Annotated in this window: 21 protein-coding genes; 20 read left to right on the top strand and 1 reads right to left on the bottom strand. The window is 34.5% G+C overall.

Annotated elements, in window-relative coordinates:
• The first annotated feature begins 200 nt into the window (after nt 1-200).
• The 7 genes from H9636_RS02710 (at nt 201) to H9636_RS02680 (ending at nt 5,297) form a co-directional block, all read left to right on the top strand.
• Nucleotides 201-419 (top strand): helix-turn-helix domain-containing protein, encoded by a 219-nt coding sequence (locus H9636_RS02710; protein WP_191706114.1) that lies wholly within the window; start codon nt 201-203, stop codon nt 417-419.
• Between the two features lie 2 nt (nt 420-421).
• On the top strand, nt 422-691 hold the full coding sequence (locus H9636_RS02705; protein WP_191706113.1) for a hypothetical protein: 270 nt from the start codon (nt 422-424) through the stop codon (nt 689-691).
• Nucleotides 692-739: 48 nt separating this feature from the next.
• Nucleotides 740-1,081, top strand: a complete 342-nt coding sequence (locus H9636_RS02700; RefSeq protein ID WP_191706112.1) for a hypothetical protein — start codon at nt 740-742, stop codon at nt 1,079-1,081.
• A 172-nt stretch (nt 1,082-1,253) separates the two neighbouring features.
• On the top strand, nt 1,254-2,246 hold the full coding sequence (locus tag H9636_RS02695; RefSeq protein WP_191706111.1) for a DnaD domain protein: 993 nt from the start codon (nt 1,254-1,256) through the stop codon (nt 2,244-2,246).
• Nucleotides 2,247-2,877: 631 nt separating this feature from the next.
• Nucleotides 2,878-3,480 carry a hypothetical protein gene (locus tag H9636_RS02690; protein ID WP_191706110.1) on the top strand — a complete coding sequence of 201 codons (603 nt, stop codon included), beginning with the start codon at nt 2,878-2,880 and terminating at the stop codon, nt 3,478-3,480.
• 808 nt (nt 3,481-4,288) lie between these two features.
• Entirely contained in the window at nt 4,289-4,711 is a 423-nt protein-coding gene (locus H9636_RS02685) for a hypothetical protein (protein ID WP_191706109.1), read from the top strand.
• Nucleotides 4,712-4,715: 4 nt separating this feature from the next.
• A complete protein-coding gene (locus H9636_RS02680; protein ID WP_191706108.1) occupies nt 4,716-5,297 on the top strand; it encodes a hypothetical protein in 582 nt (193 codons plus the stop codon).
• 134 nt (nt 5,298-5,431) lie between these two features.
• Here the strand turns inward: H9636_RS02680 and H9636_RS02675 are convergent, their stop codons facing one another.
• A complete protein-coding gene (locus tag H9636_RS02675; protein WP_191706107.1) occupies nt 5,432-5,647 on the bottom strand; it encodes a helix-turn-helix domain-containing protein in 216 nt (71 codons plus the stop codon).
• Nucleotides 5,648-5,835: 188 nt separating this feature from the next.
• On the opposite strand from H9636_RS02675, the gene H9636_RS02670 reads away from it, so the two are divergent.
• From H9636_RS02670 to H9636_RS02610, 13 genes are all read left to right on the top strand, one after another.
• A complete protein-coding gene (locus H9636_RS02670) occupies nt 5,836-6,147 on the top strand; it encodes a hypothetical protein (RefSeq protein WP_191706106.1) in 312 nt (103 codons plus the stop codon).
• Nucleotides 6,144-6,464, top strand: a complete 321-nt coding sequence (locus H9636_RS02665; RefSeq protein ID WP_191706105.1) for a DUF6809 family protein — start codon at nt 6,144-6,146, stop codon at nt 6,462-6,464. The genes H9636_RS02670 and H9636_RS02665 overlap by 4 nt, the downstream gene beginning before the upstream one ends.
• Nucleotides 6,454-6,759, top strand: a complete 306-nt coding sequence (locus H9636_RS02660) for a hypothetical protein (protein ID WP_191706104.1) — start codon at nt 6,454-6,456, stop codon at nt 6,757-6,759. Before H9636_RS02665 ends, H9636_RS02660 begins: the two co-directional genes overlap by 11 nt.
• Nucleotides 6,760-6,838: 79 nt before the next feature.
• A complete protein-coding gene (locus H9636_RS02655; protein ID WP_191706103.1) occupies nt 6,839-7,660 on the top strand; it encodes a hypothetical protein in 822 nt (273 codons plus the stop codon).
• Nucleotides 7,661-7,802: 142 nt separating this feature from the next.
• Nucleotides 7,803-8,474, top strand: coding sequence for a DUF6710 family protein (locus H9636_RS02650; protein WP_191706102.1), 672 nt, complete (start codon nt 7,803-7,805; stop codon nt 8,472-8,474).
• 331 nt (nt 8,475-8,805) lie between these two features.
• Complete coding sequence (locus H9636_RS02645) at nt 8,806-9,597, top strand: carbon-nitrogen family hydrolase (RefSeq protein ID WP_191706101.1); 792 nt, start codon at nt 8,806-8,808, stop codon at nt 9,595-9,597.
• 251 nt (nt 9,598-9,848) lie between these two features.
• On the top strand, nt 9,849-11,846 hold the full coding sequence (gene pbp4 / locus H9636_RS02640) for a penicillin-binding protein PBP4(5) (protein ID WP_191706100.1): 1,998 nt from the start codon (nt 9,849-9,851) through the stop codon (nt 11,844-11,846).
• Nucleotides 11,847-11,984: 138 nt separating this feature from the next.
• Entirely contained in the window at nt 11,985-12,527 is a 543-nt protein-coding gene (locus tag H9636_RS02635) for a cysteine hydrolase family protein (RefSeq protein ID WP_191706099.1), read from the top strand.
• Between the two features lie 167 nt (nt 12,528-12,694).
• Nucleotides 12,695-13,996 carry a Y-family DNA polymerase gene (locus H9636_RS02630; RefSeq protein ID WP_191706098.1) on the top strand — a complete coding sequence of 434 codons (1,302 nt, stop codon included), beginning with the start codon at nt 12,695-12,697 and terminating at the stop codon, nt 13,994-13,996.
• Nucleotides 13,997-14,048: 52 nt separating this feature from the next.
• Nucleotides 14,049-14,375 (top strand): YolD-like family protein, encoded by a 327-nt coding sequence (locus H9636_RS02625; protein ID WP_191706097.1) that lies wholly within the window; start codon nt 14,049-14,051, stop codon nt 14,373-14,375.
• 262 nt (nt 14,376-14,637) lie between these two features.
• Nucleotides 14,638-15,585 carry an L-threonine 3-dehydrogenase gene (locus H9636_RS02620; RefSeq protein WP_191706096.1) on the top strand — a complete coding sequence of 316 codons (948 nt, stop codon included), beginning with the start codon at nt 14,638-14,640 and terminating at the stop codon, nt 15,583-15,585.
• Between the two features lie 255 nt (nt 15,586-15,840).
• Nucleotides 15,841-16,218, top strand: a complete 378-nt coding sequence (locus H9636_RS02615; protein WP_191706095.1) for an SET domain-containing protein — start codon at nt 15,841-15,843, stop codon at nt 16,216-16,218.
• 76 nt (nt 16,219-16,294) lie between these two features.
• Entirely contained in the window at nt 16,295-16,504 is a 210-nt protein-coding gene (locus H9636_RS02610; protein WP_191706094.1) for a hypothetical protein, read from the top strand.

The raw sequence follows: 16,504 nt of genomic DNA, 5'->3' as shown, positions 1-16,504 counted from the left end.
AATATATCAATAATTGAGCAAAGTGACAAGTTAACTTATCTTTTCGATAATTATACTTGTTTACCAGTAATATATGTGTTAAACTCCATTTTAAGAACAAAATGACAACTTTACTTAGCGTTTTGATTATAAATTTGATTTACAATTATAATTTTTGTTAACTTTAGTTGTCTTTTTGTTTTTAGGAAAGGAGGATTGAAATGAAAAATAGATTGAGATTGTTAATGGCAGAGCGACATCTAAACATTACAGTTCTTTCTGAAAAAACTGGGATATCGAGAAATGCAATAGCGAATATCTACCACGAGAAAACAACTCGAATTGATCTAAAAACCATTAGTAAACTTTGCAACTTTTTTGGGTGTACACCAAACGATTTATTAATTATAGGTGAACAATCAAAAAGCGAGGTGGTTTAAATATGATTCCGGCAAATTTAAACATTGAAATTGATGAAAAAGCAATTAAGCAGCACATCGAAAAACGACTGGATGAGGTAATTAATGAAACGTTAGTTTTAGTTGATGTCAAAGGTCTAGCAAAACGATTGTCAATGAGTGAGAGGTTTATAGAAGAAGAGTTTCTCCACGATCCACGAGTTAGACAATTTGAAGTACGTAAGAGCAAAAAGCGTTGGTTTTGGTACCAACAATCGATTGAAGCTATTACTGAAATTATTAACGAATGGTAAATATAACGCTTGGCGGGCGTGTGTACTGGAAATAGAAAGGAGAGTTTCATGACTAGTAAAAACATTAAATTAACTGAAGAAGAAAGCATGGTTTTAGTCATATTGGAACGCTTAGAGGTTGGGGAAAAAATCAAAGGCAAGTCATTACAAACCTTAACTCAAATTAAAAAGCGTGAACTGTATGCCGTTATTAACTCATTACGAAAGAAAGGTTATGCTATTGGCGCTGATAAAGATAGTGAAACAGGAGGCTATTTCATGATTCGTAAAGAAAGCGAATTGCTAAATTGGTTCAATAGCACGATAAAGGGAGCTAATCGTGAGATAGAAGCTGCTAATAAAGTTTTACAACGCTGGTATAAAGAAAATTCAAATGAAAAAGTTAGTTAACGTGTTTATCTAAGTACCTTGAGCTAAGAGACTAGGAGGTGTATAGGATGGCAGCTTCTATAAAGCGAGGTGAATTGAAATAAATAATCGAGAAGTTATAAAACAACTCATTGGAGAGTTCACTGGAGACGAAAACTATTATTTCACAGTCAACAGGATATTTAATAAATTCATGGATTCTTTAGATGGTGGCGTATTTTTATCCCAATTAATTTATTGGTCAGACCATTCAAAGCGTAGTGATGGGTTTTTTTATAAAACCTACGAAGAATGGCATGAAGAAATTCACGTAAGCGAACATCGTATAAAGAAACATGTAAAAAAGTTGAATGAATTAGAAGTTGTAGTAACTAAGAGAATAAAGGCGAACGGCAGCCCAACTATTCATTATAAGTTAAACATTGAACGTTTAAACGCTTGCCTTCTATCGTTTCTTAAAAATTTAAGAATGGAAAATGAAAATATTCAGAATGGAAACTTAAAAAATTCAGATTCCATTCTTAAAAATTTCAGTATAGAAAATGAAAGTTTTGATATTGGAAACGGAAAATTTTCTGAAAGGAAAATAAAAAATTTAAGTAACGATTCCGAAAATATTCAGAATGGAAACTTAAAAAATTCAGATTCTTTAACAAAGATTACTACAAAGACTACACAAGAGAATACAACAGAGATTACTACAAAAGATTTCAACAATGATTTTATAACAAAGAAAACGACAGAGACGACAGACAATGACTCTCTTCCTGCCTCTAGTATATCTAATAGCGTAAATAATGGTACGGGTGAAGAAGAAGAAAAAAGAGTTGTTGGTCCGTCTGTTTCTTCTAATGATGGATCTATTAAAAAACAAATAGAAAAACAGTCGTCGTTGTCGTCAGTTCCTTCTCTTCCTTTTTCAAAACAGTTAGAGAGAGTTAAGGAATCGTACAAATTTGCATTTGGTGATGTAAACAGCGAAGAGTATAGCGGTTTAAAAACAATATTACAAATGTATCGTGATGAAAACTTAATCTGTGAAGCTATCAGCGAAATTAGTCAACAAGATGAAATACCTGCAAAACCTTATAACGAGATACCAGGAGTAATGAGGGCTTGGAAAAACAAAGGAATCAATAGTTATGAGCAGTTAATAGCAAAAAGAACCAAAGAACAAGCTGTTTAAACTTATAAGGAGTCGTTAGAAGCGATTCTCGCGATTTTACGAATGAGTAATAGTATTTGTCATCTTAATTTTAAAAACGCTAAATAGAAAGTGATAGAAAAGGAGAATTCACATGTTAGATTTTAAAGTGACAGAAGATTACAAGTTAACAAGTGATGGAATGCAAATTATAGTTCAATGAAAACATGTTGTTGATCCGACAAAGTCGTCTGTATTCAATAAAACGAAGCATTCAACAGAGATTCGTTAACAGTGGAAACCGTGGAAATACTGTGGAAAAGTTGAACAAGGAATTGATTTAATTCTGAGATAAAAGATATGCGAATCAACTGCACAAACACTTTCAGAATTACGTAGTGAAATTGCTTTGTATCAGCAAGAAATTAAGGCAATTCTATAAGGGAATGAATAAAACTTTATTCACCTAACACAATGATTTTACAAGCCATTCAGTAACTAGAACAGAAGTGTTAAGTGATGTGCTCAAATTTGAGCAGACTTAAGTTCAAATGTGGTTACTAAAGGTTAAGAATCAGTAACTACTTTTGAAGAAGGTACTAACGGAACATTCAGTATTGAGAGAACCAAATAAACATAATTATTTAAATCCATAGAAAAGGAGATTGAGAGAATGACAATTGAACAAATTCGTCAATTACGAAAAGAACGAAAAAACCAGGTGGAATCTTTAAAAAGCCAGATTAACAGTCTAGATCATGATGAACGTTATTCACCAGCTTACAAAATGGAGCAAAAAAGCGAACTTACTAATCGGTTAACGGAAATTAGACAGGGATTTGACAATCAAATTGATGAACTAATCACAAGTCTAAGAAATGACTTAGTATCACGTTTCGACCAAGCGGAATATAAAGAACTTAAACCAGAAGAAGCGATTAAAGAATTATTACTAGAACTAAAAAGTCAAGAAGAAGCCTCATATCTAGCTAAAGTGTATCAAGACAAACATGAAGCATTACTTTTTGAAACTGAAAAGTTGGTCAATGTAAATTCTCCTAAAGCGTTAGCTTATATAAAAGCTATGAAAAAACTAGTTGCAGTAGGAGCTACAGGATTAGAACAACAATATAAAAAACAAAACTTGAACAGCTTACAAAAAGCAATTCAAAGCGATTTAAACGTTCTTGAGAATGAAGCGCAAGCCTATGAAATCGAAAAAACAGAAGAGGTAGATCCGTTAAAAGCAGCGGTATTAGATCACTACAAAGGGTAAGTGGAAAAAATTAAAAAGGGGGGCGAAATTTCATCCCCCTTTGTGCACACAAAAGGTAACATTACCATTCAATTTAGTAACGTTACTAATGATTATATACTCGGAATTGCTCGGATTTTCATAACGTTTAGATGCTTAGAAATTTCAAGGTTGCACCGAACGGAACCACGTTGCAAAAGGTTGCACACAAAAAACATAAAAGTGTGCATGCAAGACTGTGGGGAAACGTGGGAGTAATAAGGAGTGGTTACTAAGAAATCCTAAGGTTTTTCAGTAATAAACCGTAAGGTAACGAGGGCTTTTTGAACCCCAATATACTCCAATATTTTACGGAGTACTCCAATGTAGTACAACAATAAAAGTACAACAGACTAAAACATTCATTTTGTTGTACTTAATAACGATATAACGGTGATTGTAAAGGTCTTAGAACGCAATACAATCATTTCCCGAACGGAACTCAAATATAAAAAACGTTACTTTTCCCGAACGGAACAGTCACGCGTTGCATTTCAAAAGGAGGGTCAAATTTGCCCCTCCATAAAAATAAAAAGAGAGTTAGAATTCTAGAATAAATGCAGTGTATAAAAATGCAATAACAACTTCCAATAATAAAAAATTATGTAAACTTAAAGTTTTGTTGAAGTGTTGAAAAATAAGGGTTTTAGAGTTTTCGTCAAAAGTGGCGAAATACAAATTTTATACATCGTTGATTTATCAACGTTTTTGGACAAATGCAAATTAATGAATAATCAAGAAAACTGCATAAAAATTGCTGATTTTATGCAATCGAAAAAAGGGTGACAATATGACCGAACAGGAATTGAAATATTTATTCAAAAAGCAAATACCAGCCGCGCATAAGTCACTACAAGAAGCCTATTTAATGCCCGAGGGTGAAGCGAAACGGTACAAAATAGAAGCTGCTATGAAACACATAGAAAAAGGGCATGAGATTTTAGAGAAATGTTTTGGTAAGTGGAATTTTAAAGATGAACTGATTTTAATTCACAAGTTAGAAAATTTCCCGATAGAACGTACTGCCTCTATTTTTTATGGTGAATCAGATCCAAACGCCATCAAAAAACTAAAAGCTTTAGAAAATTTTGCATACAAGCGACTTTACAAGTGTTTAACTACACTAGAAGCCACACAAGAAGCTGAAGATGCAAAGATTAGGCAAAGTATGTCTGAACGATTAAAAGCGCGCCAACAACGTGTAAGAGGGTGAAAACATGCTATCAGACTATGAATTCAATAGTTATCTTTATGCACATTTAGATATAGAAGTAATCAAACAGCAATACGAAAGAGAACGCGCAGAAGCATACGAAAATGTTTCACCTACTATATCATTGTTTGACTATGAAGTTGGAAAGATAGTTTCAGGATCCGTCAGTGTAGAGGAACATGCGATTTTCTTAGCCACCTTGTACGAACAATTTCAAAAAAATGTGAAAATGTGCAATAAACGCATCGAATTATTGAATGAAGCTATTTCACTTCTCTATGAAGATGAGAAGGCTCAATTTGAAGCGTGGAAGGTTAAACCAAGGGGAAACTATCCTAAGGTGTTAAAAACGCTTAGAGAGTGTCTTGCGTTCGTATTAGAGGGTGTTGCAGATTCGCAACTTGTTGAGAATGAAATGAGTGCAGAAGAATGGGATGCAGCAGTTGATGAAATGGATCAGGAAGAATTGTTTCAAGACTACTGGGACCATGATGATACTTTCGATAAAGAAATAATAAAACGTAGGTCTTTATTTAGAGAGCATGGGCAAGCAAGTAATTCTGAATTGATAGATCCAGCATGTTAAATGCAATAAAAAAAGCCCCGTCATTTCTACTGAGTAATCTAAGTAAAACGTAGATCTTCGAAATGACCAAGCCCTTGCCACAGCAAATAATAATATTTCCGCAAAACTATTATAACAAATTGTAATTCAGTAGACTATTCTTTTTCATCCTCAACTAATACAAGTATATCTGAAATGCCCACATTCAATGCTTTACATAATGCACCTAATGAATCGCGTTGATATTGTTTAGCTTCGTCGTTATACATTTTACGGACTGTTTCAAACTTTAATCCAGAAATTTCAGCACATTTACGAATGGAAATACCCTTTTCATCTAATATATCTTTCAAAATTGACTTTGCACGCATGATTTATCCCCCTTCTATTAATCTAGTATATTAGAATTTTTTTAAAATGACAATAAAATATAGTTGACTATAAACAATAGTTGGTGATATATTGTGACTATAAAATGTAGTCGGTTTGAAAGAACTGGACTAGATTCGCAGCATGTTGACAATTCAACAAATATTAGCAAAAAAAGGAGATAGTTAAAATGGAAAAAATTAGAGAAAGAAATTTCGACTTAACTGATACAGTAGATGCACTAGCTGATATCAGAGATATCTTAGAAAACGCACATTACCTTCAACAACTTGTTGAAGAAAAATTTTTCAATCGTTGCGATGTTGAAAAAGAGGATGTGCAACGGGGAATTATTCATGATTACAACCGATTCAGAGTTTTTAGCAGAATACTAAGTGATAATGTATTTCACGCAGAAGCATTATTACAGGATCTGTTACTCACTGTTCAAAGAGCATTAGGAAAGCATGCTGCAGAAGTTAAGGGAGGTAATGAAGAATGATTAGTCGAGCCTTAGATTTAGCGTTTAGTTCAATAATTGCCGAGCAAATAGGAGTAGTAGCTCATCAAAAAAAATTAAAAAATCCTCACTTTCAGGAATCTTATAACAAATATATCAAAGTTTACGAGGTTCTAAATTCAACACTTAACAAAGAACAAAAGAAATTGCTTAAGGAACTTGAGTCAGCCCAAAATTCGATGGAAGGATTTATTGAAGAATATTCATATAGACAGGGTTTAGAGGACGGTCAAACGATACGAAAAACATTAATTGAACTAGGTATTCTAGTAAATGGAGGAAAAGATGATGAACATTAAAATATTCACACTAGAGATTGTTAATGACAATGAATTCTTAGGCCTTTTAGAAGGTGATGAGGTACAAGTGTCCACAATCGAGCAACCTCGCGCAAATGGTAAAGATATTGCTTTATTAGAAGTGGATAGAAAGCAATTCCTTAGTACGTTTACACGTCTAGGTAATCAAATTTTATTACTAGGTGAACGTATTCAGGTAATACGAATGGAACATGTAAATATACAAGAGCAAATTGATATTAACATATTTCTGAGGTCTCCTCAATTTTGGGGAGACGATTTATTTATATTGTAGTTACTGGGTTGATTTGTAGAGTAACTACATTATGTAGGTATCATATTTATGTAGACAGTAAATACGTGAGGTGAAATTGATGTTTTGTGTCATTCAGAAAATAATAAATAAAAAGCCTAATCCATACGGTACACCTAAAGAAATATGCGTAATGGAAACGACTTTTAGTTTACCAGGGCAAGAAATGAAAACGTTATATGGGTACACATTCAGTAATGAACGCTTTGAACGTCCTATTTTAGATGCATATAAGATTAGTATTCATCATTCATATAGAGAGAATGGCAAGGTTAAAAAGAAGCAATGGTCTATTTGTACAATGGGATATTATGATCTTTTAGAATCGTGGCCAGGGGATTTTATCACACAAAAAGAGCTGAACGAAAAACTTGAGAGTATGAATATTTCAGAAGAAGCATTATGGGGTATGGTTTATAAAAAATTAGATCCGATAATCGAAAAAATAAAATCAGAGTTTCAGCAAACTGAAGAGTACAAAGTTACACAAGAGCATGAAAAGATTCTGAAAGTTCATAGAGAAGCGGAAAAAGCTTTTAATGATGAATATGGTTATGATGAATATAGATATTGTTACGATGTATTTGGAAACCTACGCAATGCTGCATACCTTAAAAAATTAATATCGACTAAGAAGCAAAAAGAAGATTATAAAAGACAGACTGAAGAAGAATTTAAGGGTAGCTATGAAAGATTTTATGGTGGTAGCAGTAAAAACGGTAGTTACTCTACAAATTCACATAGTAGCTACAATGAAGAAGAAAAGAAAATGTTACATGAGATTTACCGAATGGCTTCCAAGAAGTTTCATCCTGATGTTAGTGGGGATGATGGTAGTAAAATGAAATTTTTAACCAAACTTAAAGCGCAGTGGGGATTATAATAAATGAGCAATTGCCACGTAGGTCTATTTTGTTTTGAGATTAATTAAGATGGTGCAACATGAGTAAGCGTTATCCATTTATGTTTTAAAGGAAATGGTCATCTTTTGTCGAATTAAGAGATGAAAGGAAAGGTGAATTATATTGTTTAAAATAAAAATAAAATCAAAAAAAAGAAATAGAAAAAAATTAAAAAATAGTATTGAAATGGCGAAAAAAATTATTGAAGATAATCAAAATATATCTATAGAATCTATAGAACATCCTATCTATAGAGTAATTCATATATTTGCACTCTCGATACAATCGGATTTACTACAGCATGTAATCACGACTCGAGAATATGATATACCACATTCATCAAGTCTATTTTTTCCTAAATATGACTTATTAAAAAAACACAACATTCAATTGAAAATCTATGATGGTGTAGATACAACTAATAAAGTGACTATAGATTTTAATAGAGATATTGTTTTTTCTTTACCTTGGTCTACAGGTAGATTTAGAGGTGCCTTACAGAATCTAAATAGGGAAAATTGGTCCTATGATCCACTTAATCATAGAGCAGAATATTTAGAGCCATTTAAAATTGGAGTAATTACGAATGGATTTCATTCAAGCTCCCTAGGTATTCTAAACCGTAAAGGTTCTATGCCTGCCCAAGTTATAGATATGAGTAGTTTGTTTGAATCGATTGAAACAGATGGGATTTACTATTACAACAAAAAAACAAAGAAGAAAATTTCAAAAGTCAGTTATTTTGAAGAGGCGGTTATATTTGAAATTGGTAGATTAATTAACTCAAAAAAATAATCTCAAAAGTTTGGGATTTTTCAAGGATGTGCGGCTGCATGTCCTTTTTTAATCAATAAAAAAGATTGAAGCTTATTAGCATCAATCCCACTCACACATTCCTGTACACACGCCAGCTTATTTATAATTAACTTTCCCCAAAATTTCCCCCAACTTCCCCCAATACCGTGCTTTTTTATGCTGTATTTTGCATAGTTAAATTGAAATATAAAATGCCTTGAACGTTGATATAATTGGAATCTTTCTTTGTTTTTTGTTATGGTTTACTTAGTAATCAGATAAGTAGGAATAATAGTACTTTTAAGTAAAAATGTCTAGGGGGTTATCGCAAATGAAAATCGGATGTATTCAGCTAAATGTTAGATTTGGAAAAGTAGATGAAAATTTTGAACGTGCTGAAAAATTTATTCGAGAAGCAGCAAGTAAAGGTGCGGAAACGGTTATTTTACCTGAGATGTGGAATACAGGTTATGCTTTAGAAAAATTAAGTGAAATAGCTGATCACGATGGTACTCGTACAAAGACGTTTTTACAAAGCTTATCATCGGAACTAGGCATACATATTGTTGGCGGTTCTGTCGCAACAGAACGTGACGGTAAGTTTTATAATACGATGTATGTTTATAACAATAATGGCGAGCTTGTAAGCGAGTATAATAAAGCCCATTTATTTAGATTGATGAACGAAGAAAAATACTTAGAATCAGGCAATGAAATGAATCTTTTTCCTTTGGGTGAACTAGAAGCTGGGGGTGTCATTTGTTATGATATACGTTTCCCAGAATGGCTGCGTGCCCATGCATTAGCAGGTGCAAAAGTATTATTTGTTTCTGCCCAATGGCCAACGCCTCGTATTGATCATTGGAAAACATTATTACAGGCGAGAGCAATTGAAAACCAATGTTTTGTCGTTGCGGTAAATCGCATTTCCCATAAAGTTGAGAATTATAATGGTCAATCGATGATCATTGAACCGTGGGGTGAGGTATTGTGGACTGGGGCTGAGGATGAAGAACTTGCCATTATTGATGTAGACTTTTCAAAAGTAGATGAAGTTCGTAGTCGCATTCCTGTTTATGATGATCGCCGTCCTAGTCTGTACAGTGGCGTAGTAGAGGAATAAATTTAACATTTACAAATTCTTAACCTTCTTTTGTGCAACAATTTTAAGATTTTACATAAGCTATAGCAGACCTCTCGGGGCTTTCGAGCTTTGGGGGGTTTTATCCATTTCTATTGACCAATTTTTGGATTTCCATTTTATATTGAATTTTATAAATTTCGGTAATATGGTAAGGTTGTAATAGAATCGTTCAAATGTTTTTTAAGACATGTAAAAATATAGTATAGAAGCGTAATTGTAGGGGGGATTATATGAAAAATAAAAAATGGATTGTCACTTTCAGTATTGTACTTGTCGTTTTACTAGCGGGTGGTTCCGTCTTCGGTTATTCCCAATGGCAATCTGCGAAAAAGGAAGAACGATTAAATGATGCAGCAAAGGCTTGGATTTCAGCCATTGAGAAACAATCCTTTGATAAAATACCAGACCTTGTGACATCAGATTCTCTTAAGGCATCAGGCTATACAGAAGAAACGGTTGTTGAGAAATATGATGCGATTTATGGCGGCATCGGTGTTTCCAACATGAAAATTGATTATGAAATATCAGAAGATCATACTTTAAGTTATACTGCTACTTTTGATACTATCTTAGGTACTATTTCATCTATTCCTTATAAAACAAAGCTAGTTGAGGATGGGGATACTTATAAAATTGACTGGACTGCAGAATTAATTTTCCCCGGCATGCTTTCAGACGATAAAATTCGTTACACAGTGGACGAAGCCCAGAGAGGAAGTATTATTGATCGCAATGGGAAACCTTTAGCATTTAATACAACAACATATCAGGCTGGAGTTGTACCGCAAAATTTAGGTGAAGGACAAGCAAGGACTTCTAAAATTGCTAATATTGCAAAACAATTAGGCATATCGGCTGAATTTATCGAAGAACAGTTATCCCAAAGTTGGGTGCAGCCAGATTACTTTGTTCCACTTAAAACATTAGCCTATGGAACGGAAGCGACAGTTATTGATGGCGTTTCGTATCAAGAAGTTCAAACCCGTGCGTATCCATTAGCGGATGCTGCAGCCCAATTAACAGGTTATGTTGGTGAAGTAACTGCGGAAGATATTGAAAAGGACCCGACATTACAAACGGGTGATATTATCGGGAGAAGTGGTCTCGAGCTAACATTTAACGAGGAACTCCGTGGAGAAAACGGTGGAGAAATTTATATAGAAACTGCAAATGGTGAAAAACGTGCAACGATTCAACAAGTGGAAAAAAAGGATGGACAAGACATTCAAGTAACTGTTGATGCACAAATCCAACAAGTCGCTTTTGATTCGTTAGAAAATGCGGCAGGTTCTACTGTTGTAATGGAGCCGAAATCCGGTAACTTATTAGCCCTTGTTAGTAAACCTTCCTTTGATCCAAATTTATTTGTCGTAGGTATTACGCAAGAACAATATGATGTGTATAACAATGATGAGAATAAACCGTTTATTAGTCGTTTTTCAACGCGTTATGCACCAGGTTCAACCTTTAAACCAATTACAGCTTCTATTGGATTAGAGGCTGGTATTACGACTGTTGACAAAACTCATAAAATATCTGGTTTGCAATGGCAAAAAGATGACTCATGGGGAAATTACAAAATTTCCCGTGTAACAGAAACGGATGTAGTAAATTTAGAAACAGCCCTTGTGAAATCAGATAATATCTATTTCGCCCAAGAAGTATTAGAAATGGGAGAAGACACGTTCCGTGAAGGATTAAATAAACTTACCTTTGGTGAAAGTTATGACCTTCCATTAACAATGGAACCTGCTCAAATTTCCAATGAAAAGTCTTTTGGTTCTGAAATCTTACTTGCGGATACTGCCTATGGACAAGGTCAATTATTAATGTCTCCTATTCAAATGGCAGCAAACTATTCTGTTTTTGCTAATGATGGTGTATTAACTTATCCGAAGCTATTAGTAGATGCTGAAAGTAAAACGAAGGAAGTTTTTGCAAAAGAAACCGTAGATACGATTAAACCGATGCTTACTAAAGTCGTTACCTCGTCTGAAGGGACGGCAAATAGCCTAAAAGGTGTAGGTAATCTTGCGGCTAAAACCGGTACAGCAGAGTTAAAAGGTTCTCAAGGAGAACGGGGTGTGGAAAATAGCTTAATTTTTGCCTTTGATGCGAATGATTCAAGTTACTTAACGGTTTCGATTGTTGAAAATCATCGAGAAGTAGAAAAAACAGCAACGGAACTCATTAAACCAGTCATTCAATTTTTAGAACAAGTTCAATAATTCGTTTTATTAATGGGGAGCCTAACATTTTGTTAGGTTCTTTTTATTAGGAAGTGGATGGCTGTAGAAATTTTTTCCTTTTCCTTTCATTTTAAATTATAATGATTTACAACAATAGGTGGTTTAGGGGGAAGAGAAATGTCAAAAGAAGCATTTATTATAGTGGATATGAGTCGCGACTTTGTTGCGGACGATGGCAGTTTGACCGCTGGAAAGCCAGCCCAAGAAATAGTACCTTATATTATTAAGAAGGCAACGGAATTTTTACATAATGATCAAGTTGTTGTCATAGCAATGGATGCCCATCAGGAAAACGATGAACATTTTACGTTATGGCCAGCCCATAATGTCGTTGGAACGAAAGGACAGGAACTCTATGGGGATTTATTCACATGGTTTCAAGAACATGAATCTCATCCTAACGTCATTTATCAACCAAAAACAAATTACAACGCATTTTTTAAAACGAACTTAGCTGAAAAGTTAAAAGCGTTACATGTTGAAAAAGTGCATGTCGTTGGCGTATGTACAGATATATGCGATTTTTTAACAGTAGCTGGAGCCGATGCGGAAGGATTTAAAACAGCTATTCATAAACAAGGAGTTGCTACTTTTACAGATTTAGGTGACACTTTTATTCAGCATATGAAAACCTGTTTCTTTACGGAAATAATTGAATAATTGAATGTTTAGCAAAGCTCTTCCCATAGGAATTTTGGGGGAGTTTTTTTATTGTCCTTACTTTTTTACCAAATAATGCTTCTTGCCGTCTCATTTGTTTCATTTTAAAATGAATATTGGAACAAATGTTCGTATATATTAATAATATATCAATTGGAGGTGTAGTGATGCATGGGTTGAAGGATAGAGAAGCGGATGGAACAAATTTATTGAAAAAGTACGAACATGCGCCGAATCGACCGATTATTTGTATCGATATGCGGTGCTTTTATGCCAGCTGTATGGCAATGCTTGAAAATCTTGATCCCCTTAAAGTACCGATTGCGGTCATAGGAAACTTCCAACAAAAGGGAAGTATCGTGCTTGCTGCATCACCACCGATGAAGAAACGGTTCGGTATTAAAACGGGATCTCGTCTTTTTGAAATTCCTAAACATCCTGATATCCGATTATTTGAGCCGAAAATGGAGTTTTTCGTGCAAATGTCGATGGAAATTACGAATTTAATTAATCAATTTGTTCCAAAGGAAGCGATTCATGTCTATAGCATTGATGAAAGCTTTGTTGATCTGAGTGGCACTGAGAAACTGTGGGGACCACCAGAAGAAACAGCTAAATTTATTCAAAAAAGTATTTACGGACAATTTCAAATACCAAGCGCTGTTGGAATGGGTCCGAATATGTTAATGGCAAAACTTGCATTAGATTTAGAAGGGAAAAAGAAAGATTTCGCCAAATGGACATACGAAGACGTTCCTACAAAGCTTTGGCCCTTATCCCCCCTTTCAGAAATGTGGGGAATTGGTCGGAGAACAGAACGTACGCTAAATAATATGGGCATTTTTACAGTAGGCGATTTAGCCAAAACGGATTTAAAAACATTAGAAGACCGTTTTGGTATTATGGGTAATCAGCTTTACTATCATGCGTGGGGAATTGATTTATCTCCTCTAGGTGCACCGCTGGCACAAGGACAAATTAGTTTTGGAAAAGGGCAAGTATTAATGAGGGATTATCGCAGCCGCCATGAAATTCTTGCCGTCATTCTCGAAATGTGTGAGGACGTGGCAAGGAGAGCAAGGGAAGCGTATCAAGTCGGAAGAACGATTTCCCTTGGTGTTAGTTATAGTAAAGACGCTTTCGGAGGTGGCTTTCATCGAGCGCGGACGATTGACGAGCCAACGAATGATACGATGAAAATTTATAAAGTATGTGAGCAATTGCTCGATGAACATTATGCTGAACGGCCAGTAAGGCAAATTTCCTTGAGTATTTCAAAGTTGGAATCCGAAAACTCCATGCAGCTAAGTTTATTTGATGATAGGAAATGGAGAAAACGAAAACTAGGTACAACAATGGACTATTTACGATCAAAACATGGCTCTACAGCAATTCTACGTGCCGTTTCTTATACAGAAGCAGGAACAGCAGTGAAACGAGCTCAGCTAGTAGGTGGTCATAAAAAATAAAGTCATATTAAACGTTAGGGTCACGAACATTTTATGACAAGAGGTGAAAATGATGATTCGAGACCGTGGAAATATTAAATGGAACGCAATGATGCTACCGGAACATGTGAAATTACTGCGGGAATGGCATGAGAAAGATGGATACGTTAAAAAGCCCGAATTAGACGAGTGGGCATTGCAAGAACTCAGTGAGCAACTGCAAATCGCCTATCATAATAAAGCAGAAGTGGAATTAAGCCTTTGGGAAGATAATCATACTTTTAGAGCAACAGGTATTATCTCATCCTTTAATATAACGAAAGGGACGTTGTCTTTTGAGGATGGTCGCAAATTTCCCTTTTACTCGATTTTTGCGGTCACCTATCCTTCTGTTGATTAAACAGGACAAAAGCTAACCGATTCAATGAACCTTAACGAAATGATTCGTCAGGTAGGATTCATTGGAATTGGTTAGCTTTTTTACATCTCTTAAAGAAGTTGCATATGCTATGGAGAACAAATATTTGAAAAAGACAAACAATTAAGTATTGTCTTTTATAAGTGAACGGGTTATAATAAAAATCGCTAAAAACATTGATATAACAACGTTTTATTGTATTTTTGGAGTGTACATTTGTTTATCATCAGAGGAGGGTGCATATATGAAAAAAATTATTGTCACGGGTGCATTGGGTCAAATCGGATCAGAACTAATTGTAAAGTTACGAGATATATACGGAAAAGACAATGTTTTAGCTACAGATATCCGTAAAGAGAAGGATGTTAATGGTCCTTTTGAAATATTAGACGTAACTGACGGCAACCGAATGTATGAGCTTTCAAAGCAATTTGGTGCGGATACGATGATTCATATGGCTGCATTACTTTCTGCGACAGCAGAAAAAAATCCCCAATTTGCATGGAATTTAAATATGGGCGGATTAATGAACGCGCTAGAAGTAGCACGGGAATTAAATTTACAATTTTTCACACCAAGTTCCATTGGAGCGTTTGGTCCATCGACACCTAAGGATAATACTCCACAAGATACGCTTCAGCGTCCAACAACGATGTATGGTGTAAACAAAGTGGCAGGAGAGCTATTATGTGATTATTACTTTACTCGTTATGGAGTAGATACGCGTGGCGTTCGATTCCCAGGGTTAATTTCATATGCAACTCCTCCTGGTGGTGGTACAACGGACTATGCAGTAGATATTTATTATAAAGCAGTTGAGAATGGACGTTACACCTCATATATTGCAGAGGGCACTTATATGGACATGATGTATATGCCAGATGCATTACAAGCAATTGTAGATTTAATGGAAGCAGACGGTTCAAAATTAAAACACCGTAATGCCTTCAACATTTCTGCTATGAGTTTCGAGCCTTCGCAAATTGCAGGAGAGATTAAAAAGCATATTCCAACATTTGAAATGGACTATGACGTAGATCCTACTCGTCAAGCGATTGCAGACAGCTGGCCAAATTCCATTGATTCTTCCGCAGCAATGGAAGAATGGGGCTTTAAAGCACAGTATGACTTAGAGAAAATGACAATTGATATGCTAGAAAAATTAAACAGAAAATTAAAAGCAATTTCATAAGTAGAAAAAAGTGCAAATCGAAGGATTTGCGCTTTTTTGTATAGAGAAATCATGGGAAAACAAGATTAATTAATAAGAAATGCTTAAGTGAAAACGTGAAAAATAAAGGGAAAATAAAATTCACTCTATAGGATTAGAAATTAGGAAATTCAATAAAAATAAGGATTATAAATAAATTTCATTACTTTTATGTGCTCAATGTTCAAATTAATGTTACAGTTAGAAAGAAAAATTAAAAGTGAGTAGGCGAACAATATGATTGAAGTAAAAACATCTCCGCTAAGTGATGGAGAATTTAATAGAGGGGTATTTGCAACATGTGATATTAAAAAAGGGGAGCTATTACACGAGGCACCAGTCATTTCCTATCCAAATGACCAACATCAACATATTGAGCAAACCCTCCTCGCTGATTACGCTTTTGAGTATGGGATTAATCATACTGCAATCCTTTTAGGTTATGGAATGTTGTTTAATCATTCTTATGAACCGAATGCCATTTATGAAATTAATTTTAAAAATCATACTTTTGATTTTTACGCATTTAAAGATATAAAGGCGGGAGAAGAGATTTTAATTAATTATAATGGGGACGTTGATGACAAAGAACCATTATGGTTTAATCAAGAATAAAATTTGATTAAAAAAATTCTTTTTTGAATAATGATTGAGATACAACGAGTAGCCTAGTGATATAAGGAGTAAATAAATGAATAAACGATGGACGATTGATAAAATTAAACAATTTGTTGAAAACAATTCGGATAGTAAGTTACTAACAACAGAATTCCACGGGTTTTCTCAAAAATTATTATTTAAATGTGCATGTGGTAGCAATTTTGAAAAAACGTTTACGAAATTTAAAAATAATAACCAACGTAAATGTGATGTATGCCAACCACCAAAAGCATCCCGATAA

Source organism: Ureibacillus galli, from assembly GCF_014836845.1.
Taxonomy (GTDB): domain Bacteria; phylum Bacillota; class Bacilli; order Bacillales_A; family Planococcaceae; genus Ureibacillus; species Ureibacillus galli.
This window is presented reverse-complemented; position numbering and strand designations above follow the sequence as displayed.

Coding starts and splice junctions, on each gene's coding strand:
- H9636_RS02690 (WP_191706110.1), top strand. CDS start 2,878: ATGACAATTGAACAAATTCGTCAATTACGAAAAGAACGAAAAAACCAG.
- H9636_RS02610 (WP_191706094.1), top strand. CDS start 16,295: ATGAATAAACGATGGACGATTGATAAAATTAAACAATTTGTTGAAAAC.
- H9636_RS02680 (WP_191706108.1), top strand. CDS start 4,716: ATGCTATCAGACTATGAATTCAATAGTTATCTTTATGCACATTTAGAT.
- pbp4 (WP_191706100.1), top strand. CDS start 9,849: ATGAAAAATAAAAAATGGATTGTCACTTTCAGTATTGTACTTGTCGTT.
- H9636_RS02635 (WP_191706099.1), top strand. CDS start 11,985: ATGTCAAAAGAAGCATTTATTATAGTGGATATGAGTCGCGACTTTGTT.
- H9636_RS02620 (WP_191706096.1), top strand. CDS start 14,638: ATGAAAAAAATTATTGTCACGGGTGCATTGGGTCAAATCGGATCAGAA.
- H9636_RS02670 (WP_191706106.1), top strand. CDS start 5,836: ATGGAAAAAATTAGAGAAAGAAATTTCGACTTAACTGATACAGTAGAT.
- H9636_RS02615 (WP_191706095.1), top strand. CDS start 15,841: ATGATTGAAGTAAAAACATCTCCGCTAAGTGATGGAGAATTTAATAGA.
- H9636_RS02700 (WP_191706112.1), top strand. CDS start 740: ATGACTAGTAAAAACATTAAATTAACTGAAGAAGAAAGCATGGTTTTA.
- H9636_RS02685 (WP_191706109.1), top strand. CDS start 4,289: ATGACCGAACAGGAATTGAAATATTTATTCAAAAAGCAAATACCAGCC.
- H9636_RS02675 (WP_191706107.1), bottom strand. CDS start 5,647: ATGCGTGCAAAGTCAATTTTGAAAGATATATTAGATGAAAAGGGTATT.
- H9636_RS02665 (WP_191706105.1), top strand. CDS start 6,144: ATGATTAGTCGAGCCTTAGATTTAGCGTTTAGTTCAATAATTGCCGAG.
- H9636_RS02645 (WP_191706101.1), top strand. CDS start 8,806: ATGAAAATCGGATGTATTCAGCTAAATGTTAGATTTGGAAAAGTAGAT.
- H9636_RS02630 (WP_191706098.1), top strand. CDS start 12,695: ATGCATGGGTTGAAGGATAGAGAAGCGGATGGAACAAATTTATTGAAA.
- H9636_RS02705 (WP_191706113.1), top strand. CDS start 422: ATGATTCCGGCAAATTTAAACATTGAAATTGATGAAAAAGCAATTAAG.
- H9636_RS02710 (WP_191706114.1), top strand. CDS start 201: ATGAAAAATAGATTGAGATTGTTAATGGCAGAGCGACATCTAAACATT.
- H9636_RS02695 (WP_191706111.1), top strand. CDS start 1,254: ATGGATTCTTTAGATGGTGGCGTATTTTTATCCCAATTAATTTATTGG.
- H9636_RS02625 (WP_191706097.1), top strand. CDS start 14,049: ATGATTCGAGACCGTGGAAATATTAAATGGAACGCAATGATGCTACCG.
- H9636_RS02660 (WP_191706104.1), top strand. CDS start 6,454: ATGAACATTAAAATATTCACACTAGAGATTGTTAATGACAATGAATTC.
- H9636_RS02655 (WP_191706103.1), top strand. CDS start 6,839: ATGTTTTGTGTCATTCAGAAAATAATAAATAAAAAGCCTAATCCATAC.